The 23,000-nt window shown below is 64.5% G+C and carries 22 protein-coding genes and 3 pseudogenes; 17 read left to right on the top strand and 8 right to left on the bottom strand.

Translation table 11 applies throughout. From position 1 onward, the window contains the following. Positions 1–29: 29 nt before the first annotated feature. Together AC3WRR_RS12065 and AC3WRR_RS12060 are read left to right on the top strand one after the other, a co-directional pair. Entirely contained in the window at positions 30–785 is a 756-nt protein-coding gene (locus tag AC3WRR_RS12065) for a 5'/3'-nucleotidase SurE (RefSeq protein WP_492297161.1), read from the top strand. Between the two features lie 11 nt (positions 786–796). After that, positions 797–1,450: a YajG family lipoprotein gene (locus AC3WRR_RS12060; RefSeq protein WP_010812407.1), complete on the top strand. Its 654-nt coding sequence runs from the start codon at positions 797–799 to the stop codon at positions 1,448–1,450. Between the two features lie 18 nt (positions 1,451–1,468). On the opposite strand, the gene AC3WRR_RS12055 is transcribed toward AC3WRR_RS12060, so the two are convergent. Next, positions 1,469–1,951 carry a hypothetical protein gene (locus AC3WRR_RS12055; RefSeq protein ID WP_439672733.1) on the bottom strand — a complete coding sequence of 161 codons (483 nt, stop codon included), beginning with the start codon at positions 1,949–1,951 and terminating at the stop codon, positions 1,469–1,471. Between the two features lie 289 nt (positions 1,952–2,240). Between AC3WRR_RS12055 and AC3WRR_RS12050 the strand changes: the two genes are divergently transcribed. The 3 genes from AC3WRR_RS12050 (at position 2,241) to AC3WRR_RS12040 (ending at position 5,844) form a co-directional block, all read left to right on the top strand. After that, on the top strand, positions 2,241–3,200 hold the full coding sequence (locus tag AC3WRR_RS12050; RefSeq protein ID WP_439672637.1) for a MurR/RpiR family transcriptional regulator: 960 nt from the start codon (positions 2,241–2,243) through the stop codon (positions 3,198–3,200). Between the two features lie 228 nt (positions 3,201–3,428). After that, positions 3,429–3,614 (top strand): hypothetical protein, encoded by a 186-nt coding sequence (locus AC3WRR_RS12045; RefSeq protein ID WP_010812410.1) that lies wholly within the window; start codon positions 3,429–3,431, stop codon positions 3,612–3,614. 49 nt (positions 3,615–3,663) lie between these two features. Beyond that, complete coding sequence (locus AC3WRR_RS12040; protein ID WP_492297088.1) at positions 3,664–5,844, top strand: phosphocholine-specific phospholipase C; 2,181 nt, start codon at positions 3,664–3,666, stop codon at positions 5,842–5,844. Between the two features lie 211 nt (positions 5,845–6,055). Here AC3WRR_RS12040 and AC3WRR_RS12035 read toward each other — a convergent pair whose 3' ends face one another. After that, positions 6,056–6,250 (bottom strand): DUF1484 family protein, encoded by a 195-nt coding sequence (locus AC3WRR_RS12035; protein ID WP_492294840.1) that lies wholly within the window; start codon positions 6,248–6,250, stop codon positions 6,056–6,058. A gap of 57 nt (positions 6,251–6,307) precedes the next feature. Next, positions 6,308–7,276 (bottom strand): AraC family transcriptional regulator, encoded by a 969-nt coding sequence (locus AC3WRR_RS12030; protein WP_492294838.1) that lies wholly within the window; start codon positions 7,274–7,276, stop codon positions 6,308–6,310. A gap of 189 nt (positions 7,277–7,465) precedes the next feature. Here AC3WRR_RS12030 and AC3WRR_RS12025 point away from each other — a divergent pair, with 189 nt between their 5' ends. The 11 genes and pseudogenes from AC3WRR_RS12025 to AC3WRR_RS11975 all read left to right on the top strand — a co-directional run bounded on the left by AC3WRR_RS12025 (position 7,466) and on the right by AC3WRR_RS11975 (position 18,069). Beyond that, positions 7,466–9,025 (top strand): long-chain-fatty-acid--CoA ligase, encoded by a 1,560-nt coding sequence (locus AC3WRR_RS12025; RefSeq protein WP_492294836.1) that lies wholly within the window; start codon positions 7,466–7,468, stop codon positions 9,023–9,025. 26 nt (positions 9,026–9,051) lie between these two features. After that, positions 9,052–10,236, top strand: a complete 1,185-nt coding sequence (locus AC3WRR_RS12020; protein ID WP_492294834.1) for a lipid-transfer protein — start codon at positions 9,052–9,054, stop codon at positions 10,234–10,236. A 2-nt stretch (positions 10,237–10,238) separates the two neighbouring features. Next, positions 10,239–10,679 (top strand): MaoC family dehydratase N-terminal domain-containing protein, encoded by a 441-nt coding sequence (locus tag AC3WRR_RS12015; RefSeq protein ID WP_492294832.1) that lies wholly within the window; start codon positions 10,239–10,241, stop codon positions 10,677–10,679. 10 nt (positions 10,680–10,689) lie between these two features. Then, positions 10,690–11,109 (top strand): MaoC family dehydratase, encoded by a 420-nt coding sequence (locus AC3WRR_RS12010; protein ID WP_276104037.1) that lies wholly within the window; start codon positions 10,690–10,692, stop codon positions 11,107–11,109. A gap of 36 nt (positions 11,110–11,145) precedes the next feature. Continuing rightward, complete coding sequence (locus AC3WRR_RS12005; protein WP_492294831.1) at positions 11,146–11,976, top strand: SDR family NAD(P)-dependent oxidoreductase; 831 nt, start codon at positions 11,146–11,148, stop codon at positions 11,974–11,976. Between the two features lie 11 nt (positions 11,977–11,987). Next, entirely contained in the window at positions 11,988–13,139 is a 1,152-nt protein-coding gene (locus AC3WRR_RS12000; protein WP_492297086.1) for an acyl-CoA dehydrogenase family protein, read from the top strand. Then, positions 13,136–14,170 carry a CaiB/BaiF CoA transferase family protein gene (locus AC3WRR_RS11995; protein WP_492297085.1) on the top strand — a complete coding sequence of 345 codons (1,035 nt, stop codon included), beginning with the start codon at positions 13,136–13,138 and terminating at the stop codon, positions 14,168–14,170. Before AC3WRR_RS12000 ends, AC3WRR_RS11995 begins: the two co-directional genes overlap by 4 nt. A gap of 65 nt (positions 14,171–14,235) precedes the next feature. Next, positions 14,236–15,024 (top strand): enoyl-CoA hydratase/isomerase family protein, encoded by a 789-nt coding sequence (locus AC3WRR_RS11990; RefSeq protein WP_492294825.1) that lies wholly within the window; start codon positions 14,236–14,238, stop codon positions 15,022–15,024. Between the two features lie 109 nt (positions 15,025–15,133). Continuing rightward, a pseudogene (locus AC3WRR_RS11985) lies at positions 15,134–15,387 on the top strand (hypothetical protein); the annotation flags it as partial. Between the two features lie 319 nt (positions 15,388–15,706). After that, the gene (locus AC3WRR_RS11980; protein WP_037025498.1) at positions 15,707–16,432 is read left to right on the top strand and encodes an SDR family NAD(P)-dependent oxidoreductase; all 726 of its coding nucleotides are present in this window, start codon (positions 15,707–15,709) and stop codon (positions 16,430–16,432) included. A gap of 500 nt (positions 16,433–16,932) precedes the next feature. Next, entirely contained in the window at positions 16,933–18,069 is a 1,137-nt protein-coding gene (locus tag AC3WRR_RS11975) for a 3-deoxy-7-phosphoheptulonate synthase (protein WP_011616998.1), read from the top strand. Between the two features lie 45 nt (positions 18,070–18,114). On the opposite strand, the gene AC3WRR_RS11970 is transcribed toward AC3WRR_RS11975, so the two are convergent. The 5 genes and pseudogenes from AC3WRR_RS11970 to AC3WRR_RS11950 form a co-directional block, all read right to left on the bottom strand. After that, complete coding sequence (locus tag AC3WRR_RS11970) at positions 18,115–19,191, bottom strand: porin (protein WP_010812420.1); 1,077 nt, start codon at positions 19,189–19,191, stop codon at positions 18,115–18,117. Between the two features lie 294 nt (positions 19,192–19,485). Further along, positions 19,486–19,610, bottom strand: a pseudogene (locus AC3WRR_RS11965) (IS5/IS1182 family transposase); the annotation flags it as partial. Between the two features lie 440 nt (positions 19,611–20,050). Then, positions 20,051–21,052, bottom strand: coding sequence for a Bug family tripartite tricarboxylate transporter substrate binding protein (locus AC3WRR_RS11960; RefSeq protein WP_010812421.1), 1,002 nt, complete (start codon positions 21,050–21,052; stop codon positions 20,051–20,053). Between the two features lie 175 nt (positions 21,053–21,227). After that, positions 21,228–22,088, bottom strand: coding sequence for a MipA/OmpV family protein (locus tag AC3WRR_RS11955; RefSeq protein ID WP_492297082.1), 861 nt, complete (start codon positions 22,086–22,088; stop codon positions 21,228–21,230). Between the two features lie 111 nt (positions 22,089–22,199). Next, positions 22,200–22,693 (bottom strand): annotated as a pseudogene (locus tag AC3WRR_RS11950) (molybdopterin cofactor-binding domain-containing protein); the annotation flags it as partial. A 101-nt stretch (positions 22,694–22,794) separates the two neighbouring features. Here AC3WRR_RS11950 and AC3WRR_RS11945 point away from each other — a divergent pair. Continuing rightward, positions 22,795–23,000: hypothetical protein (locus AC3WRR_RS11945; protein WP_492297167.1), on the top strand; the 206-nt coding region annotated here is incomplete at its 3' end.

Genomic DNA, 23,000 nt, shown 5'->3' with positions numbered 1-23,000 from the left:
GCCAGAGTGGCCGCGGCGCCGGCATCGTGATGTACAGCACCACGGTCATCGTGCCCGACAACGACAAGACCCAGATCGAGGCCGAAGGCGGCTGCCACAACGGCGCGGCGGCCACCGGCGAGCCGGCGGTGGGCCCCTTCACGAAGCCAGGCTACACCAACGGCGATTACAACTACGCCCATGGCACGCCGGTGATGGCGACCATGTACGGGCTGGACGTGCTGGCTCCGGCGCGCTGGGGCAAGGCCCCCGACCTGGTGCTGTCCGGGCCCAACGAAGGGCAGAACGTCGGCCGTATCGTCAACAGCTCGGGCACCGTCAGCAATGCGCAGTTCGCCGCATCGCGCGGTATCCCGTCCATCGCCCTGAGCGCGGGTACGGACTCGGTCGACAATGCGGGCCTGGCAAGCCCGGTGTCCGGCGTGGTGGCGCAGTTGTCCATCAAGCTGGTCAACACGCTGCGTGCCAAGGCCAACGGCGGTCCGCTGCTGCCCGCAGGGCTGGCGCTGAACGTCAACTTCCCGAACGCGCCGTCGGCCGCCACGCCCTTCGCGTTCTCGCGGCACGGCACCTTCGATGCGTATGCGCTGAAGTTCAACGGCACGGCGCCGTATGGGCTGGGCATCGGCGCCGGCAGCGGCACGCCGACCGCCGCACAAGGCGAGGATGAGTCCGTCGTCTACAAGACCAAGGTGGCTGTCACCGCCATGCAGATCGGCTTCGACCAGCGTCCCGCGGGCCAGCAATGGCTGCGCCTGCGCCTGGGTGAACTGTTCGGCCAGTGAGGCATGTCCCGATGAAACGCCTCATTCCCCTGTTCCCCCTGATGGCCGCGCTGGCGCTGGCCGGTTGCGGCGGCAACGACGCGCCTGACAACACCACGCCGCCCGCCACCGCGAGCTTGTCGGTCACGGATCTGGAGCCCGGCGCGTACGTCGTCAGCGTTGGCGACGCCGACAGCCCCACGGTCGGCAAGTACTACGCTGGCGCGGACGGCAGCCGCTACCTGGCGCTAGCCGGTGCCGAAGACAAGGCCACCATCATCTACCGCCGCGACAAGGGTGGCAGCTGGGTAGCCGCCCCGGGCGCGGACGCTGCTGCCAGCGTCAGGCTGCTGCGCCAGGATCCCGTGCCGGCGGCGAGCGTGGAACCCGGCAGCGTGGCAGGCTCGTACACGGTCGTGCTGCCCTCGGGCGCCAGCGCAAGCTTCACGGTCACGGCGGACGGCAAGATCGCGCCCGGCGCTTCGGGGTGCCAGCTCTCCGGGACGGTCGCCGCGCACGCCATGCCGAATACGCTGAGCCTGAAGCTTGCCGCGTCGGCCTGCGGCATGGTGCCCGCCAGCGCCACCGGCGTCCTGGCCATCGACACCGACTACCAGCCTGCCGCCTTCCGCCTCATTGCGGACGATGGCGGCCGCGTGGTCGACTTGTGGGCGTATCGAGACTGACCGTCGCTGCCTGGCGCGCTAGTTCATCGCCAGGCTGCCCGCCACCAGTTTCTGCTCGGCGGAGAGCTTGCGGATGGCCTGGTTCAGGGACGCGGTGGTGCTGTTGATGGCTGCGCCCAGGCCAGCGATTTCCTGTTGCAGGGCCGCGATGCGGATGCGCTTCTGGTCCGGGGTGCCGGTGGCCGCATTCTTCACTGCCTCCAGCTCTTGCAGCTTGCGCTCCAGTTGCGCGCGCAGTTCGCGCAGGCGCTTGATCGCATCCTTGGCCTGGTCGGGCAGGCCGCTGTTGTCGACGTCGCTGTTGTCGCGCACCGCGGGCGCCTGTCCGCCACCGGCCAGGGCCTGCCCCGGTGCCGAGATATGGATCTCGGTGCTGGATGCGGGCCGCGCCCGGATACCGGCGGTGTCGCCGGCGGTCTCGCTGGCGGCTACGGCCGGCGTGACTGCCGGGTTGTCAATGGAAACGGCTGCCGCTGCGTTCGCGGCAGTCGGCTCGATCATCGTCACGGTCGTACTTCTCCTGGTCTGCCGGCCCTTGGCAACGTGCACTACGGAATGCGCCGGTTCCTTGCGGATATCGGCAGTTTGTGGCCGGGACTTGAGCGGCCGCAGGGCGAGCAGGGCAACGGAAAAACGGACCGTCAACGCAAGCGGTTATCATCGTGCCGTGCCTTGCCGGTTTCATCCGGAACACTGAATTCACTATCCACTTTGCAGGTCGATTGATGCCGATTCCGTCTTGCCACCCTGGCTTCGCGCCGTACCGTCAGTCCGTGGGCGGGCGGGGCCCATGGTAAAGGGCCGCCGCGGCGCGGGCGCGGCGCCGGCCCGGAAATCGTCGTCGCAGGCGTCATCGGCCAGAACGGAGCCCGCGCAGACCGCCGAGCCAGCGCCGCCGTCGCCCACCACGTCGGCGATGCTCGCGCGCATCCACAGCATGCGGGACTCGCTGGGGCCGGCCGGGCAGCGCATTGCCGATTTCGTGACCCGGTATCCGCAGACCGTGATCCATATGTCGGTCAGCGAAGTGGCCGAGCGCACCAATGCGAGCGAGGGCAGCGTGGTCGGCTTCTGCAAGAGCCTGGGCGCGACGGGCTTCCAGCAACTGAAGATCCTGCTGGCGCAGGAACTGGTGCAGGGGGTCCAGATCATCCACGAAGACCTCGAGCCCGGCGACACCTGCCCGGCGGTCATGCGCAAGATCTTCCAGAGCAACGTCCAGACGCTGCATGACACCAGCGCCGTGCTCGACGTGGCCGCGATCGAGCGCGCGGTCGCATTGCTCAGGGCGGCCGAACGCATCGAGATCTATGGCATTGGCAGCGCGGCGCCGATCGCCGAGGATGCGCAGTACCGCATGCTGCGCATCGGGCTCAACGTGAAGGCGGTGGTGGATTCGCATATCCAGGCCATCAGCGCATCGCTCGCGGGCCCCAGGGTTGCCACGCTGACCATCTCGCATTCGGGCAGCACGCATGAAACCGTGACGGCCACGCGGCTGGCCCGGGAGAGCGGTGCCAGCACCATCTGCATCACCAATTTCGGCAAGTCGCCGATCCAGGCCTTCGCCGACGTCGTGCTGTTCACGATGGCGCGCGAGACCCGCTTCCGGACCGAGGCGATGACCAGCCGCCTGGCGCAACTGGCGATCATCGATGTGCTGATCGCCTGCCTCGCGCTGACGGACTACGACCACTCCGTCGAAACGCTGCGGCGTACGTTCGACGTCCTGTCGCTCAAGCGATATTGAGCCCCGGCCGGCCCGCGCCGGCATCCTGACATATTCCTGCTGCAGTTGTCGTCCAGCCTTGCTCCCGTCAGTGACGGGGGCGGGTGCCGTGCCACGGCCAGAAAATGAGGATAATTCAAATATAAAAACAATTGTATTGAGCAATATTCATTTGGATGTCACATCGGGCCCCTACGCTTCGAGTCGCGTCAGTCCCTTCCCCCTGGCCCTCGAACATAAGGAGTCCTCATGAACAACCCGTTGTGGTCTGGCCGCGCCGCGCTGCTCGCGGCGCTTTTGTCCCTGGCGCTCACCGCATGCGGTGGTGGCGAAGATGGCAGCACCCTCGCTCCCCAGGCCGTCAAGGCAACCATGCAGGCGGCACCAGCCGGCGACGCGGCAGCGTCGAAGCAGGGCATGCACTGCGCACCCTGACACACCCGCGACCCTTCCTCTATCGTCCGCTCCTACCATTCTCCCGATCATGACCAAAATCGATCGACGCACCTTCCTCTCCGGCGCCGTCAAAAGCGCTGCCGCTGCTTCGGTTCTGTCGATGCTGCCGCCCAGCATCGCGCGCGCACTCGCCGTTCCCGCTGCGGTCAATACCGGCACGATCCAGGACGTGCAGCACGTGGTGATCCTGATGCAGGAAAACCGCGCCCTGGACCATTACTTCGGCGCCATGCGCGGCGTGCGTGGCTTCGGCGACCGCTTCCCGGTGCCGGTGCCGTCAGGCAAGCCGGTGTGGTTCGAATCGAACGGCGCGCGCGAGATCACGCCGTTCCACCTCGACAGCGCGACCGTCAACGCGCTGCGCGTCTCCGGCACGCCGCACAGCTTCATGGATGCGCAGAATGCGTGGAACCAGGGCCGTTTCGGCTTCTGGGCCAAGTACAAGAACGACCATTCGATGGGCTACTACCGTCGTGAAGACATTCCGTTCCAGTACGCGCTGGCCGAGGCCTTCACGCTTTGCGACGCCTACCACTGCAGCCACGCCGGCGGCACCGACCCGAACCGCATCACTTTCATGTCGGGCTCCAACTACAACCCCGCGCTGCGCGAGGCGGGGCGCAACTGCACGCTTGACGATGCGGAGGTCAATAACCTGCGCTGCAGCGTGAGCGGCAAGCTGCCCACGCCGGGCTACACCTACAAGGGTTCCGCCTTCCAGTGGGCCACGCTGCCGGAACTGCTGCAGGCAAAGGGCGTGAGCTGGCGCATCTACCAGAACCCCAACGCCAACTGGGGCGGCCTGCTGCATGGCGGGCTCGCCTTCAAGAGCTTCCGTGAAGCGCAGCCGGGCAATCCGCTCTATGACAACGGCATGAGCAGCTGGACCATCGAGCAGATGGCCGCGCATGTGCGGGACGACACGCTGCCGGCCGTGAGCTGGATCCTGCCGACGCCGGCGCAGTCCGAACATCCGGGCGGCCCGTCGAGCGCAACCGAAGGCGCGGACTTCATCAACACGGTGCTGACGGCGCTGACCGCCAACCCGGAGGTCTGGAGCAAGACCGTGTTCTTCATCACCTTCGATGAGAATGACGGCTTCTTCGACCATATGCCGCCGGCCGCGGTGCCGTCCTACGACGCCAATGGCGTCCTGCACGGCAAGTCGACCGTCGACGTCACCGGCGAATACTTCGACACCGCCGGCAATACGGCGCTCGACGGCACCACCACCAGCGGCGAGACCATCCGCCTGCGCCCGTACGGGCTCGGCCCGCGCGTGCCGATGTATGTGATCTCGCCGTGGACGCGCGGCGGCTGGATCAACTCGCAGGTGTTCGACCACACCTCGATGGGGCGCTTCCTGGAACAGCGCTTCGGCATCACGGTGCCCGCGATCAGCCCGTGGCACCGCGCGGTGGCCGGCGACCTGACTTCGGTCTTCGATTTCAGGACGCCGAATGACCAGGTGTTTCCGACGCTGCCGGATACCAGCAACTACAAGCAGGTGATCGCGGAACAGCTGGCGAAACCCAAGGCGGCGGCACCGGCCGTGCCGGCGTCGCTGTTCCAGGAGACTGGCACCAAGTATTCGCGCGCGCTGCCCTATGTCCTCCATGCGAGTGCGCTGGCCGAGCCCACCATCGGCAAGCTGAAGCTGATCTTCAGCAATACGGGGGAGCAGGGCGCGGTCTTCCATGTCTACGACCGGCTCCATCTGGACCAGATTCCGCGCCGCTACACGGTCGAGCCCGGCAAGATGCTGGACGATGAATGGGATGCGCGCGCCACGGACAACGGACGCTATGACCTGGCGGTCTACGGGCCTAACGGCTTCGTGCGCATGTTCAAGGGCCAGTTGCCCGCGGACGCCATGGCCGATGCCCCTGAGGTCCGCGTCTGCTACGACCTGGGCAAGGGCAGCGTCTACCTGTCGGCGCGCAACGACGGCAAGGGCGCAGTCAACGGTGGCGGCAAGCCGCTGACGCTGATGGTGACGCCCAATGCTTATCGTAACGACGGTCCGTGGCAACTCCATATCACGGCCGGCGCCGAGGTGGAGCACCACTGGCCGCTGCAGGAGAGCGGCAACTGGTACGACTTCACGGTCACGGAAGCCGAAAGCGGATTCGAACGCCGCTTCGCCGGTCGCCTGGAGACCGGCCAGCATGGCGTGACGGACCCGGCGATGGCAACCGGGCTGGGCTGAGCGTCTGGTCGCCGCGGTCCGGCCGGAATGCGTGCCGGACCGCAGCTTTGTGCGGTGATGGCACATCGCCTCGAAGCTCCCGATCTCGATGCGGATCTGCGGCTTGCACCGCTCGACCATCGGGAAGATGCAAACAGCGCGAGACCAACTGGCTCGCGCCGTTTGCATTTCAGCGCTGCTCATCCGTGCGCGGGACAGCAGCGCTCCCTCGTCAGACCAGCGCCTGCAGGCGGTTGGCGCTCTCGTCCAGTTGCTGCTTGAGCGGCAAGAGCAGGGCGTGGAGGCCGATGCCCTGGGGGATGGTGTCGCTCTGCAGGTCCAGCAAGGTCAGGAAGGACTGAAGACCGACGCTGACACGCAGGATGTCGTCTGCGATAACCGATTGCCCCAATTGCCGGTCATGCATTGGCCCACGCCAACCGGCAAATGGAAACGCGGATTCCGTATATTCCAGCCTGGTTCTTCAGAGGCTGATTTGAGCTTTGCGATACGACCCCGGCGCACTGCCCGTCCAGCCCTTGAAGGCGCGCTGGAACGCGGCACTATCGGCGAATCCCAACTCCTGCGCCAATTCTGCGAGTGGCACCGAACTGGTGTTGAGACGAACAATTGCAATATCTCGCCGCAGCTCGTCCTTCAGCGTTTGAAACGAGGTTCCCTCCATGGCCAACCGCCGTTGCAGGGTTGCCGTCGACATGTGCAATGCGCTGGCGGACTCCCCGAGGTCCGGCCAACTGGGCTGCGTACGTTGCAAATATGCGCGTACGCGTGAACTCGCCACGTCACGGTCGGTTCGCGGGACAACGATATTGGCCTGTGCATCGGCCAGGAATGCGCGCAGCGCAACTTCGTCCCGTCGCACGGGACTGAGCAGCCATGTTGCTTCGAACCAAAACGCTGTCTGACCCAGCCCGAACTCCAGATGCGCCGGAAAGATCTTGCCGTAGCTGCCGGCGTGAGGCGGGTTATCAAAAGCAAAGTCAAAGCGTGCAGCAGGCAAACGGCCACCCGCGAGCCAAGCGATAAGGCGCCAAAAAACGCGGACCAGCATCTCATGCAGGAAGACCGGCTGTTCGCTCAATGAGCGGCTGAAGCGCAAGCCAACGCCGGCGAGCTCGCCCTCGCGGCGCGACTCCAGGACAACATCGTCCTGCAGCAACCAGAAGGTCTGCGACACGCGGCGGATGGCGGAGTCGAGGCTACGTGCGCCCAACGCGGAACGTGCCATCAGGGCAAAGCTGCCTGGCTTCAGCGGCCGCGACAGAAAGCCGAGGCACTCGTCTTCACGCCGCTCTATCAAAAGCCGAAAGAGTGCCACGTACTGGGTAGCGGTGATGCGGGCGCCTGCATGTTCAAGCAGTTCCGACGGGATCCCGGCGTCCGCCAGAAAACTCTCGATAGGTTCTCCGCGTGCCTGCACACCGGCAAGCATGCCACGTACAAAGGCGACTGGAACGGTAATGGGAGCTTTAAGCGTCACTGCAGGCAGGCGTCATGGATTGAGGTCTTCTGCCATCCAATCGATGGAATGTGCGATTGCTGGCCGAAGCGTGCGTTTCTAACATGAGCCCCACAAACAAAGCAATTGCTCCGCATCGTCGCGGGCAGGACGGAGACAACTATGTACCTTACGCAAGCGTTGCATCGTGCAGTGCAGCAAAAGCCAGGCCATATTGCCGTGCGGTTCGGTGACCGGCAGCAGACCTTCCGCCAGTTCGCCGACCGTGTGGCGCGCTTAGCTGGGGCGCTGCAAGGGCTTGGCATGCAGCACGGCGATCGCGTCGCCATGCTGGCCCTGAACTCCGACCGCTATCTTGAGTATCAGATGGGGGTGCCGTGGGGCGGCGGTGTCCTAAATCCGTGTAACACGCGCTGGTCCGCTTCGGAGATCCTGTACTCGCTGAACGATTCCGGTTCGACCATCTTGATTGTGGATGAGACCTTTCGCGCGCTCGCCGAGACGATCCGGGGCGACGCGGCCGCGTTGCGCGAAGTGATCTACTGCGGGGAGGGTGACGTACCTGCTGGCATGCACGGATACGAAGCCTTGCTGGCAAAGGCCCAGCCGTTGGACGATGCCGTGCGCCGTGATGAGGACCTGGCCGGTATTTTCTACACGGGCGGGACGACGGGTTTCCCCAAGGGCGTCATGCTGAGCCATGGCAATCTCGTTAGCTCCGGCCTGGCTTTGCGTGCGGAAGGGATGGCTACCCCTGGCGGCACATATTTGCATGCCGCGCCGATGTTCCACCTCGCCGACATGGGTCTGGCGATGCCACACTGGATCGAAGGCAACACGCACTCCGTGATCGCGGCGTTCTCACCGGAACTGGTGCTCGATACGCTGGAGCGCGACCGTGTGACACACCTGCTTCTGGTGCCGACCATGATCCAGATGCTGGTCGACCACCCGGCGATGCGGCAGCCGCGCGACCTGAGCGCACTCCATACCATCATCTACGGAGCTTCACCGATTTCCGAGGCGGTGCTCGAACGCGCGATGACGGCACTGCCCGGGGTGAGCTTCGTGCAAGCGTACGGGATGACCGAATTGTCGCCGCTGGCGACCATTGTTCCCTCCTCTTATCACACGCCCGAAGCTCGCGAGCTCGGCAAGTCGCGCTCAGCCGGCCGCGCCAGCTATTGCACCGAAGTGCGGATCGTGGACCCGGAGGATCGGGAAGTTCCGCGCGGCACCGTCGGCGAGGTCATCGTGCGTGGCCCGAACGTGATGCAGGGCTACTGGAACAAGCCCGAACAGACGGCGGAAGCCCTACGCAACGGCTGGATGCACACCGGGGACGGCGGCTACATGGACAATGACGGCTTCATCTTCATCGTCGATCGCTTGAAGGACATGATCATCAGCGGCGGCGAAAACGTCTACTCGGCAGAGGTCGAGAACGCCATCGCCATGCACAGCGCGGTGGCTGCCTGCGCCGTCATCGGCATCCCCAACGCAGCGTGGGGCGAAGCCGTCCACGCCGTCGTGGTGTGCAAGCCAGATGCATCCGTGACCGCCCAAGAACTGATTGCCCACTGCAAGACACTGATCGCCGGCTACAAGTGTCCGCGCAGTGTCCATTTCCGGGACAGCCTGCCATTGTCGGGCGCCGGCAAGATCCTGAAGACGGAGCTGCGCAAGCCCTATTGGGACAGCCAGATTCGCAAAGTCAGCTAACCACAATCCAACCGCAAGGAACCACCATGACCTCATCCGTGATCGTAGCCGGCGTCGGCATGATTCCCTTCACCAAGCCGGGGGCCAGCGAACCCTACCCGGTGATGGCCGCGAAAGCCATCCGCGCCGCACTCTCCAACGCGGGCGTCGAATACGACAAGGTTCAGCAGGCCTATGCTGGCTATGTCTACGGCGATTCCACTGCCGGCCAGCGTGGGCTCTACGAAGTTGGTATGACGGGCATCCCAGTGGTTAACGTCAACAACAATTGCTCAACGGGGTCGACCGCGTTGTACCTGGCGCGCCAGGCGGTCTCTAGCGGCGCCGTCGATTGCGCCCTTGCCTTCGGCTTCGAGCAGATGACGCCCGGTGCACTGGGGTCTGTGTTTGACGATCGGCCGAGCCCGTTCGAGCGGTTCGATGCCGTTACCGCCGAACTGATTGACGTTCCCGGGATACCGTTCGCCCTTCGCTACTTTGGCGGCGCCGGCCTGGCGCATATGGAGGAGTTCGGCACAAGGCTCGAGACCTTCGCCAAGATTCGCGCCAAGGCCAGCCGGCATGCAGCCAACAATCCTCTGGCATTGTTCCGGACCGTGGTCACGGAGGACGACGTGATGGCATCGCCCATGATCTGGCCCGGCGTGATGACCAAGCTGATGGCTTGCCCACCGACCTGCGGTGCGGCAGCAGCGCTGCTAGTCTCGGAAGCATTCGCCAAGAAGCACGGCCTGGACGCGAGCGTTCGCATCCGCGCCCAGGCCATGACCACCGACACGCCGCCTGCTTTCGAGGCGCGCGATATGCGCGAGGTGGTGGGCTTCAGCATGACACGCAACGCGGCCCGGCAAGTGTATGAAGCGGCCGCCGTCGGACCGGAAGACATCGGCGTGGTGGAATTGCATGATTGCTTCGCTCACAACGAGCTGATTACCTATGAGGCGCTCGGGCTGTGCCCGGTGGGTGGCGCCGAGAAGTTCGTGTCCGATGGCGACAACACCTATGGCGGCCAGATCGTGACCAACCCGTCGGGCGGGCTGCTCTCCAAGGGCCACCCGCTGGGTGCGACCGGGCTGGCGCAATGTACGGAGCTAGTCGAGCAATTGCGCGGGCAGGCCGGTGCACGGCAGGTAGAGGGCCTCCGGCTGGCGCTGCAGCACAACCTGGGCCTCGGTGGCGCGTGCGTCGTCACCCTGTATGAGAGGATCTGACCATGATCGACAAGAAATGGATTGGCCATGAAGTCGGCAGCTCGGTGCTGCCGATCGAGCGCGGTCGGCTGAAGTTTTTCGCCAAGGCAATCGGCGAGACCAACCCGATCTACACCGACCGGGCTGCCGCCCACGACGCCGGTTATGCCGACTTGCCGGCACCACCCACATTCCTGTTCGCTGCGGAGCTGGACTCGGGTGCCATGTTCGGTCTACTCGACCTGCTCGGCGTACCGCATGCCAAGGTTTTGCATGGCGAGGAGAGCTTCGAGTATTTTGGCCCCGTCGTCGCAGGCGACACCGTGACGGTCAGCTCCCACGTCAAGGACATCTACGACAAAAAAGGCGGCGCTTTGGAATTCATCGAAGTCGAGTCGAAAGTGGTCAACCAGCGCGGCGAACACGTGGCCCGGATGCGCTCGCTGACCGTGGTACGCAACTGAAGGACCCCCAATGACAACCCTCTGCTTTGACTCGGTGCAGGTTGGCGACATCCTGCCGTCCCAGAGCCTGCCCCCCGTGAACCGCCACATGCTGGCGCTCTTTGCCGGCGCATCCGGCGACCACCATCCGATCCACATCGACCTTGACTACGCGCGCCGGGCCGGGATGCCGGACGTGTTCGCACACGGCATGCTGGGCATGGCCTGGCTGGGCCGCTTGCTGACCGGCTGGGCGCCGCAGTCGCAACTGCGCCGGTTCGATGCCCGCTTCCAGGGTATTACCCACCTCGGCCATGCCATTTGCTGCAGTGGCCGGGTGGTCGAAAAGCTTGAAGTGAACGGCGAGCGCTGCGTGCGTGTCGAGGTGCAGAGCGCCAACCAGTTCGGACAAACCAGGATTGCAGGCGAGGCGCTGGTCGCGCTGCCCTGAACCACGAGATCACGAAATCGAAAAGGAGACTAACCCATGACTCGCAAACTGGAAGGCAAAGTTGCCCTCGTTACCGGTTCCGGCCGCGGCATCGGCCGCTCCATCGCGCTCAAGCTAGCCAGTGAAGGCGCCCGACTCGTTATCAATGATCTGGACCAGGAGCCAGCCCAGGAGGTGGTGGAAACCATTCGCGCCACTGGCGGGCAGGCCATAGCCTGCGTGGGCAGCGTAACCGCGCCGGACTTCGCCGAGCGCTTCGTCGGTACTGCGGTGAGCGAATACAAAAGCCTTGACATCATCGTCAACAACGCCGGTTATACCTGGGACAACGTGATCCAGAAGATGACGGACGAGCAGTGGTACGCCATGCTCGACTGCCACCTCACGGCGCCGTTCCGCATTCTGCGTGCCGCGCAGCCCGTGATCCGCGGCCTGTCCAAGGCTGAAGGAGAGGCCGGCCAGCGCGCGGTACGCAAGGTGGTCAATATCTCGTCCGTCGCTGGCCTGTTCGGCAATGCCGGGCAAGCAAATTACTCCGCTGCCAAGGCCGGCATCGTCGGCATGACGCAGACACTCGCCAAGGAGTGGGGACGCATGAATGTCACCGTGAACTGCGTGGCATATGGCCTGATCAAGACCCGCCTGACCGGGAGTGCAGCCGGCGAATCCACCGCCAATATCGAAGGCCGCGAGATCAAGGTCGGCGTGAACCCTGACTTGCTGGCCGCGATGGAGCGCGGCATCCCGCTGGGACGCGGCGGCACGCCGGACGAAGCAGCCGGCGCCGTGTACCTGTTCTGCATCCCGGAATCGGACTACGTGAGTGGCCAGACGCTTCTGTGCAGCGGCGGCCTGACCGGCATCTGAGGAGATTAGCGATGCTACCGCAACTGTACCGCCATCGTTGGATGGATGAGGAAATCGAGGCATTCCGGGAGCAGGTGCGCCGCTACGTCGCCGGCGAGCTGGCGCCGAACCTGGACGGATGGCGCCGCCAGGGCTACATCCCGCGCGAAGTCTGGCATGCGTTCGGGCAGATGGGCTTCCTGCTGCCTGAGATCGAGGAAGCCTATGGTGGCGCCGGCGCGAGCCTGGCCTACCAACTGGTGGTGCAGGACGAGCTGGCCAGGGCCGAAGTGCCCGCCACCACAGCCGTCCACAGCATCGCCACTCACTACATCCTGGACTATGGCACGCCAGAGCAGAAACAGCGCTGGCTACCGAAGCTGGTCAGCGGCGAGATGCTGGCCGGCATCGCCATGACCGAACCCGGCTGCGGCTCGGACCTTCAGGCGCTGCGCACGCGCGCGCGCCGCGACGGCAGCGAGTACGTCATCGACGGTGCCAAGACCTTCATTACCAACGGCTTCACCGCCAACTTGCTGGTGGTGGCGGTACGAACGGGTGAGGCGGGTAGCCGGGGGGTGTCGCTGATCGTGCTGGAGACCGAGGATCTGCCGGGATTCCGCGTTGGCCGCCGGCTCGAAAAGCTTGGCCAGCACGCCTCCGATACCGCCGAGTTGTCATTCGATGGCGTGCGGGTTCCCGCCGACCGCCTGCTTGGCGAGACGGAAGGACGGGGTTTCGCGCAACTCATGAGCCAGCTTCCCTACGAGCGCATGCTGCTCGCCGTGCCCGCGGCGGCCGTGATCGAGCGTGCTGTCGAACTGACGCTGGAGTACACCCAGCAGCGCAAGGCATTCGGCCAATCGCTGTACGACTTCCAGAACACGCGTTTCAAGCTGGCAGAGTGTGCCACGCTGGCGCATGTGGTGCGCACATTCGTCAATGACTGTATCCAGCGTCTGCTCGATGGTCAGCTCGACGAATCGGCGGCCTACATGGCCAAGTGGTGGTGTACCGAGCAGCAAGGCAAGGTCACTGATGAATGCCTGCAGCTCTTCGGCGGCTACGGCTATATGACCGAGTACCCGATTGCGAGGCTGTACGCCGATGCGCGGGTGCAGCGCATTTATGGCGGTGCGAACGAGATCATGAAGGAACTGATTGCACGGAGGCTGCCCGCATGAAGCAGCCGCTGACTGGGATTCGCGTCATTGAGTTTGAAGGAATCGGACCCGGCCCATTGGCCGGCCGGATGCTGGCCGACATGGGGGCGCAGGTCACTGTCATCGCGCGGCCGCAAAAGGGCGCGGTGACCGAACGCATTGGCGGTGCGGCGGACAATCCCCTGCGGCGCGGCAAGGCCGTCGTGATGCTCGACCTCAAGCAGTCTGCCGACGTGGCCAAGGCGATGGCGCTGGTTGCAGAGGCTGACGCACTGGTCGAAGGTAACCGTCCCGGCGTGATGGAGAAGCTGGGCCTGGGTCCGGCTGATTGCGCTGCGTGCAACCCTCGGCTGGTTTATGGCCGCATGACCGGATGGGGGCAATCCGGGCCCCTGGCGAAAGCCGCCGGTCACGACTTGAATTACGTGGCACTGACCGGCCTGCTTTCGCTGTCGGCGCGCGACGGCCAGGCGCCCATAGTGCCACCGACCGTCGTCGGCGACGCCGCTGGCGCGTTGGGGTTGGCCTTTGGCATGGCTTGCTCGTTGTTGGACGCGCGCGCCAGCGGCCAAGGGCGCGTGGTGGACGGCGCCGTCGTTGATGTACTTGCGATGCTCGGCACCATCGTGCAATGGGTACGCGCCAGCGGACAACTGGATGGGCCGACCCCCAGCCCGTTCCACGACTCGCCGTTCTATGATGTCTACCGCTGTGCCGACGGGGGCTTCATCACGCTTGGCCCGCTGGAGCCCCAGTTCTACGCGCTGCTGCTGGACAAGCTCGGCCTTGCGGATGTGGACCCGGCCGCGCAGTATGACGTGCGTGCCTGGCCTGCGTTGAAGGCTCGATTTTCGACGCTGTTCGCCAGCCGTTCGCGCGCTCACTGGTGCGCGCTACTCGAGGGCAGCGATGCATGCTTCGCGCCTGTCCTGAGCCTGTCCGAGGCGGCCGCGCACCCGCACAATGCGGCGCGTGGCATCTATGGCATTGGCGCAGATGGGGCCCTGCAAGTTGCCGCTGCGCCGCGCTTTCTGCCCTTGTCGGTGGACTAATTGATGAAGCGCGCTGGCGTGCGAATGCTCACCAGACTGGATACAGGACAAAAATGGACAATCCAATGCATCAATCTGATGGAATTGCCTGGGGCGTAGCCGAGAACATCGGCCGGATCGTGCTGAAGCGCCAAGAGCACGCAAACACCATCTCACGCGCTGCATCCCGCGCGCTGGTGGGGGCGATCGACAGTGTTCTGGAGCAGCAGCCGCGCGTCGTGTTGCTCGCGGCGGAAGGCCGCATTTTCTGTGCCGGCGGGGATATTGACGAATTCGTGGCCGCTGGCCCGGCCCTGGGTGCGCTCGTGGACGATATTCTCGATTCACTGCATCCAGCGTTGTACCGTCTGGCGACGGCGCCGTTGCCCGTCGTCGCAGCAGTGAACGGGCCTCTCGGGGGGGCCGGCATCGGCCTGGCGCTGTGCGCCGACTTCGTGCTTGCAGCGGAATCGGTGAAACTGCGCACCGGCTACGCAGCAATAGGGCTGTCGCCCGACCTCGGCGCCTCCTACTTCCTGGCCCGCCGCGTTGGCGCTGTGCGGGCCCAACAGTGGTTCATGCTCAGCGAAACGATCGACGCGCAACGCTGCCTCGCACATGGCGTGGTAGATGCGCTGCACCCTGATGCCGAGCTTGCCGGTGCGGCCGAGAATCTTGCGTTGCGCCTGGCGCAGGCCGCGACCGCGTCATTGGCCGGCATCAAGACCTTGTGCAGCGGCCTGCCAGCCCGTGACTTGCAGGCACACCTTTCGCTTGAGCATCAGCTACTCACAGCCCGGGCCAGTGGCGCTGATGCACAGGAAGGCGTACGTGCCTTTGTAGAGCGGCGTGCGCCACGATTTACGGGAGATTGATGTTTCTGCTGCGTCGACCTTCGCTGCCTGGTCTAGAAAAGTTGACGGTCTCTGCTGCCTCACTGATCTTGGCCTCGGTCGAACTGCTTCGTCTCGTAATACGTCCATCCTGGTCGCGGTCTGGGCGCTGTTCGACCGCTTCGGCGACGTGCAGGGCTGGCGCATCGGCGAAGTGGCGCTGTTCTACGGGCTGGTGAACTGCATGTTCGCCATCGCCGATGCCATCGGGCGCGGTTTCGACGTGCTGGGCAGACCTTTTTGCGTACCGGCGAATTCGACGGGTTTCGTTTTTCTCCTGGCGGCCATCGGCGCATGGCGTACCGGGCTGCGCCACTACACGTCGACTGGCAGCTAGCTGGTCACGGTCTGGGCCGATATTGAGCGTCAGCCTTCGCGGTGGCGCAGATTGACGACCGCGAGAGGGACTCCGCTGACATCTGACGGCCGGCGAACACCATGTCTGTGTGGCCGCCTTCGACCATGCACGTATTTGTCTGGAAGCGAACAGAGCATGTCTGACGAGGGCTAGTACCGTTGGGATCGGCGGGTGGGCTGCATGGCAAGCCCTGTCGCCGATGACGCGACGAGGCAAGGCTCAGGGCAGTTGCCTGCGTCATAAGGCGGGGCGGCGTGTGCCGTGGGCGCTACCGCTTCTGCGCAGCCATGGCGCGCTGGGGATGCCGTGTCAAATTTCTATGATCTTTCGGGGAAGGCAGCGCTGGTGACCGGCGGTGCAAAGGGGCTCGGCCGGGCGATCGTTGCGCAACTGATCGACAGTGGTGCGCGTGTGCATGCTTGGGATATCGTGCCGTTCCAGATGGAAGGTGCCAGCACTGAGGTCGTCGATGTCTCCGATGCCGGGCAGGTGGGGCTGGCGCTGGCGCGACTGGTCGATGCGGGATATCGCTTCGACATCCTGGTCAACGCTGCCGGCTACCTTGGCCCGATGCAGCCATTCGAGAATCACGAGGCTTCACAATGGCATCGCATCATCGCCGTGAATCTCCTGGGGACCATGTACGTCGTGCAGGCGATGTTGCCGCACATGTTGCGCTGGGGAGGCGGCCGTATCATCAATATGGGCTCGCTGGCCGGCAAGGAGGGGCTGGCCGGGCTGGCTGCATACTCCGCGGCCAGCGGCGGCGTGGTCGTTCTAACCAAAGCAATCGGCCGCGAACTGGTGAAGCGCAACATCTACGTTAATTGCGTGGCGCCCGGGCCCATGGATACCGACATGATTCACGGGCTCGGCAGCCACGAGGTGGCGGCCATGGTTGCTGATAGCCCGGCCGGGCGCCTGGGCGATCCGGCCGAGGCTGCGCACCTGGTAGCGTGGCTATGTTCGGACGCCAGCCGCTTTAATGCAGGCGCTGTCTTTGACATGTCCGGTGGGCGGGCGCGATTTTAAGGAAGTGCGGATCTTCGGTTGGCATGCCGTGAGATCGATTCGATAATCCGCTCCGACCCGGGCGTCTACGGCTTGATCTTCCGCGAATCGCAGCACGCGACACAGACGGCATTCGAGCCAAGCTTCGTGGCGCGAACGGCTGCCGTCTTACCCGGCTATGGGCATTCGGCGGGCGGCCTGACATAGTAGTTCCCCCGCAAAAACCGGGACCGCTGATTGGCGGTTCGCCAATCTCCATGGTTGGCATTGCGCTGCGCCGGGCTGATAATCACGACAGTGGTCTTGGGAGGATGCATAACGACGAGGGCTGAGGAGGGGGACAGCCAGGTCCTGGCTGGATGCGGCGTTTGCTGGCGCGTACCAGCGCGCCTGGGCCGCCCTTCAGGATCCCTCGCCATTGCTACCTGCCGCATCGCAACGACATATTGCCCGGACTCCGCTGCTGCGCCTGACTGGCACCCGCCGGCGGTCTTCCTGTCCCAGTTTTCCAGGAGCTAGCCATGAATGATCCACAGAAATCCCCGTTGACCATTGCCGAGGGTTGGCAGGCGCCACCGGACCGCACCGGCGTGACTGACGACGCCCGCGTCGAAGACATCATTCCGCTGCCTCCGCCTGAACACCTGATCCGTTTCTTCCCGATCCGGGGCACGCCGGTCGAATCCCTGGTCACCCAGACGCGCCAGCGAATCTCGCGCATTCTGCACGGCAAGGATGACCGGCTGCTTGTGATCATGGGACCTTGCTCGATCCACGACCCGCAGGCGGCACTCGAGTACGCACGGCGGTTGATGGAGCAGCGGCAGCGCTACGCCGGGTCGCTGGAGATCGTGATGCGTGTGTACTTCGAGAAGCCGCGTACCACGGTGGGCTGGAAAGGACTGATCAACGACCCCTACCTGGACGAAAGCTATCGCATCGATGAGGGCCTGCGCATCGCGCGCAGCCTGCTGGTTGATATCAATCGCCTCGGTTTGCCGGCGGCCGGTGAGTTCCTGGACGTGATCTCGCCCCAGTACATAGGTGACCTGATCTGCTGGGGCGCGATTGGTGCCCGCACCACCGAGAGCCAGGTGCACCGCGAGCTGGCTTCGGGCATTTCAGCACCGATTGGCTTCAAGAATGGCACTGACGGCAACATCAAGATTGCCATCGACGCTATCCAGGCCGCATCGCGTCCACATCACTTCCTGGGAGTGCACAAGAACGGGCAGGTGGCGACGGTGCATACCAAGGGCAACCCGGACTGCCACGTCATTCTCCGCGGCGGCAAGGCCCCGAACTACGATGCGGATTCCGTGGCGGCCGCCTGCAGGGAACTGGAAGCGGCCGGGCTCGGTAACTCGCTGATGGTGGATTGCAGCCATGCCAACAGCAGTAAGCAACACCTGCGGCAGGTCGATGTCGCGCGGGACGTGGCGCAACAGATCAGCGGCGGCAGTGACTCCATTTTCGGGGTGATGGTCGAGAGCCATCTGGTCCCCGGCGCGCAGAAGTTCACCCCGGGCGTGCACAGTCCGTCGGCGTTGTCATACGGACAGAGCATCACGGACGCCTGCATCGGATGGGACGACTCGGTGGCAGTGCTGGACATGCTTAGTGAGGCGGTCAACCTGCGCCGCAGGTTGGCTTTGTAGCCATAGGAAAAGACGTCAGGTCACCTCATGCCTCCAGTATTCGCATCAGAACCGGTGGCGAACGCCCATCACGGCACCCGCCTGGTTCTTGCCCGGCTGTACGTTGAAGACGGCCGACGTGCCGCTGCCGCTGTTGAAGCCGTTGACGCCCAGTGCCGAATTATCCTTGTTTAGCGCGTAGGAGACTGACGCGTAGAGGTCGGTGCGCTTGCTGAGCAAATAGTCGCCGGTCAGCACGAACTGCCACGGGTCAGACCCAGTCTGCCGGAAGTCCTGGTAGTAGGCCGTGCCAGTCAGGGAAAACGCCTGCGTCAGCTTGTAAGCCAGGCCCAGCCAGTAAAGGTTCGAGCCGGCATTGGCCTCCTGGGCGCCCGGCAGCATGGCCCCATCATAGGCCTTCGCCAGGCGGTAGCCCACATATACCTTGGCATCACTCACCGCATACGTGCCGGCCACGGAAACGCGTCGCAGGACCGGCGCCTGGTTTGAGGGCGTGCCGACGTGCGCATCGTCATAGGCCACGCCGAGCGCGAAGGGGCCGGAGGCATAGTTGACGAACGCGCCGAAATTGCGCCCGAATACGTTGCTGCCCGCCACTTCGCTGCCATTAGCCTGGAAGGAGTAGAAAGCCTGTGCGGTGAGTCTCCCGAACTTTCCGACATATTTGACGGCATTGTCTGCGCGCGCTCCAAATTCTGGAGCAATCGAGAGGATGCCGTAGCGGTCAGCAATCGCATTAGGATCGTAGATATTGCCGAATTCGCGCATGGCGGTCTGCTGCCGCCCGAACAGCAGTGAGCCATAGTGGCTATCCAGCCCCACATAGGCGCCGCGGCCGAACAGACGCCCGCCCTGGGCCGAATTGCCGGTATCGATGTCGAAGCCGCTTTCCAGATAAAAGACCGCCTTCAGCCCGCTGCCCAGATCCTCCACGCCACGCAGACCCCAACGCGAGCCAGACTGGTTCCCGGAAACCAGTCGCACGACACTGTCACCGTTGCGCCCAGCATTGTTGTTGAACTCGATACCAGCGTCGGCGATACCGAACAGCGTCACGCCGGACTGGGCAGACACGGCATTGGCTGCGACGGATGCGGCAACGACCGCAAGAATCTTTTTCATCTGACCTCTCATTTTGCTCATGGCAGACGTGCATGGCACTGCCATGCAGTGCCCGCAGATTAACCAACTACCGGCGGCCAATGCTTGCATACCCCGTCCATGCCGCGCGTAGCCACGGAACAAGCGTACATATCGACACAGGTCATTCCGCGGCACACGCACTTTGAAGCTGAATTGTATTGCTGTGTATCTGGATACGATGGACTATTGAGCGATGCTTTGTGCGAATGCCCACCGAATACGCTGTGATGGAAGGGAACGTGATCTGCGGCCTCACAAGAAGCTGTTGCGAAATCAGTTCATGCAGTGCTTTAGCCTGCTCCGGCAAATCAGTGAACAGGCAAGAGACAGGGAGGGTTCGAGGACATCGACATATCGTTCGTATCGAAGCTCTAGGCGTCTGAACGAGTGGAGCCAGTCGAGCGCTCCACGCTGATCCGCTATTCAGGAATTTGTAGCAAAAAGGCACCCCGTAGCCGGGGGACTAGCGGGGCGCTCAAGGCATTGCAGGCTGGATTGGAGCCTGCCTCCCGGAGTGTGCAGATGGGCACCCACACGCGATGTTCGCTTGCGCACGCATTGCGGACGAGTGATTGTATTTTCGTGATGTCGGAACAATCGTAAGCGCCGGCGGGCCGCTCGACCGCTCGAAGCTTATCGATGTCATGTCTAGGTACGGGCTGGTGCCGGCGCCACCACCACAATGAAAACTGGGCGTCGATTTTTCGGGAGACTCATCTGACTGCTCAGGGTCGACAAGAGGCCTTCGTTCACCCCGCAAGTCGCCATCCCAAAAAAAACGTGGCGAGCCTGGTAGCTCGCCACGTTTATACCCGGGCTTGTATCGCGGTCTGCAACCTCAATCCAGCGTAATTTTCCCCGCCTTAACAATCTCCCCGTAGCGCGTGGTATCGCGCTCGATCAGCTTGCGGAATTCTTCAGAAGTACCGCCCACCGGCACAAAACCGAGATCGGTCAGCTTCTTCGCGACCTCCGGGCTGCGCGTGGCCGCGGCGATTTCCCTGGCCATGCGGGCCACGATCGGTTGGGGCGTGCCGGCAGGCGCCATCAGCCCGGTCCAGGAACTCATCACGAAGCCGGGAAAACCTGCTTCTTCCATGGTCGGGATGTTGGGCTCGCCTGGCCAGCGCTTGGCGGAGGCCACGGCCAGCACATTGATCTTGCCCGATTTCACATGCGGCATCGGCACCAGCAGCGGGTCGAAGGCGACCGAGACTTCGCCGGACACCAGCGCGGGCAGGATCGGCGCGCTGCCGTTGTACGGCACGTGGGTCAGCTTGAGCTTCGATTCCATCGCCAGTCGCTCGCCCGTCAGGTGCGCGGAGCTGCCGACGCCGCTGGAACCAAAGGTCAGCGTGTCGGGGTGCTTCTTGCCGTAGTCGACCAGTTCGGCGACGGTCTTGACCGGCAGCTTCTTGCTGGAGAACAGGAACAGCGGCAGCTCGGCCATTTCCGCCACCGGCACCAGGTCCGTGGGCTTGTAGCTGAGCTTGGAATACAGCGACATGTTCGCGCTGTAGGCGGCAAGTACCGACACGAAGGTGTAGCCATCCGGCGCCGAGCGCGCGGCCACGCCGACGCCCAGGGTGCTGTTGGCGCCGGGCTTGTTTTCGATGATGATCGGCTGGCCCAGCCGCTGCGAGACTCTTTCGAACACGACGCGCGAGACGGTGTCGGTGGACCCGCCCGGTGTGTAAGGCACGATCACCTTGATCGGCTTGGCCGGCCACGCTTCGGCGGCGAGGGCAGTGGGGGCGGTGTGGGCGGCGGCCAGGCCGGCAATGGCCATGGCGGCGAAACGCGCGCTGCGCGCCACGCGGTGCTTGATGCTGGACTTCAACTACATCTCCTTCTTTGGCTTCTTCGACTATCCCCTGGCGGGGATGCTGCGGCCGGATATTCCGGCCGGCCAATTATGCGGGACGCAGTTTCGAAGAACCGTGGCGGTACCGCCCAAATCGCGGGCGCGGGCCATCCACTGTGCGATAGCCGCACTGGGCGGACGGCTATCGGCGTCAGAATTCGTAGTTGATCGACAGGTCGAAGACCCCGTTGGTCGACTTGCGCGTGATCGGGCTGTCCGCCGCATCGCCGGCCAGTTGCGAGATCGCGATATCGCTGGTGGCAAACCAGTGCTTGTTGAAATACCACACCGCACTGACGCCGAAGCCGTAGGACTTGATGCCGCCGCGCGCATGGTAGGCGGGCCGTCCGGCGCGGGCCTGCGAGTCGCTGACGCCGTACCAGGCGTTCATATAGCGCGAGTCGGCCAGCGTCACGGTGGGGCCGGCAAACCAGAAGAATTTCTCGGAGCTGCCCGGCAGCGGCATATAGGCGCCGATATCGCCGACCCAGCCGTCGCTGCCGCCCAGGCTGCGGCGCGCGTCGATGCGCAGCACCAGCGGGAATTCCTTCGAGACCGCGTATTCAGCGAACAGCTTGCCTTCGGGCGCCGGGTTGATATTGCCCATGCCGTCCAGGTGCGGCGAGTCCTCCTTTGCGCGCCGCCCAAGGTTGTAGGACAGCGCGATCCCCGCGCGCCAGTTCTTGCCCCGCAGCAGGTTCACGCCCAGCCCTTCGCCGATCGAGGCAAAGGCCAGGTCGCGGTAGCGGATATCGATGCTGGGCCCGCCGATGAGGATGTATTCCGACGAGCCGTCGTAGCGCGGCCGCACCATGGCCGCGGCGCCGAGCCGGACTTGCCAGTCGGGGATGGTGTCTTCAAACAGCTTCTGTAACGGGATGCCGGCGGAGAACTGCCATTCCGCCAGCGGTGCCGGGGTCTGGGCGCTGGCCAGGCCCGGGGCCAGGATGGCGCCGGCGGCCAGCAGCAGGGCAATGCACGAGAACGGACGCTTGGGGTAGAGCTCGGTCACGGCAGCCTCCACGCCCGCCAGGCGGGCAGTCAGGTTGCGGGCACGAGGCCCGTGGGCGACATCTTTCCATTGGATGGCGGCCAGCGCAACCACCCGGGGCCTGGGCGGGCCTCAGTCCAGCAGCTTGTCCAGCGTAATCGGCAGGTCCCGTACGCGCCGGCGTCGATGGTGCCGACGTCGGCATTGACCGGCACGTGGTACTCGGCCAGGTTGGCATTGGCAACGCGCCCGGTGACGGGATCCAGCTCGGTCTTCTCATGCAGCGCCATGCCGATGCCCCAGATAATGCCGCCCTTGAGCTGGCTGTGCGCGGTCTTGCGGTTCAGCAGCCGGCCCACGCCGTAGCTGGCGACGATGCGGTGGACGCGGATCTCGCCCAGGTCGGGATCGACGTGGACCTCTGCAAAGACCGCGCCAAACGCGTGCATTGCGTATTGCTTCCGCTCCTTGCCGGGCCTGGCGCTGGCCCGCGCTTCAATCGCGTGGCCGCCTGCGCGGGTGATCGGCGCGGACACGGATTCGCGCTGCGTCGGATCGGATCGGCGTTGCAGCCAGCCGTCGCTGATCTCCACTTCTTTCGCCGGCACGCCCGACAGCGGCGAGGCAGCGGCTGAACCGAACTTGCCTCACCAGCCTGGGCCTCGGCCAGCATGCCCACCGCAGAGCAGATCTGGCCCGGCGTGCAGAAGCCGCACTGCAGCGCGTCGTGCGCGAGGAAGGCGGCCTGCATCGGATGCAGCGCGCCGCACTGGCCGCGGTCGCAGCCCTTCTTGGCGCCGGTCAGGTGGATCACTTCGCGCAGCGCGTCAAGCAGCGTGCAGCGGGGCTCCAGCTGCAGCGTGCAGGGCTTGCCGTTGATGTGCAGCGTGACAGGGCGGGCGGCGGTGCCGGGGGCAGGGCGGTGCTGCACTG

It is taken from the genome of Cupriavidus sp. FW305-3-2-15-C-LB2 (assembly GCF_058787575.1).
The sequence above is the reverse complement of the archived record's forward strand: the minus strand, read 5'-3'. Positions and strand labels throughout refer to the sequence as shown.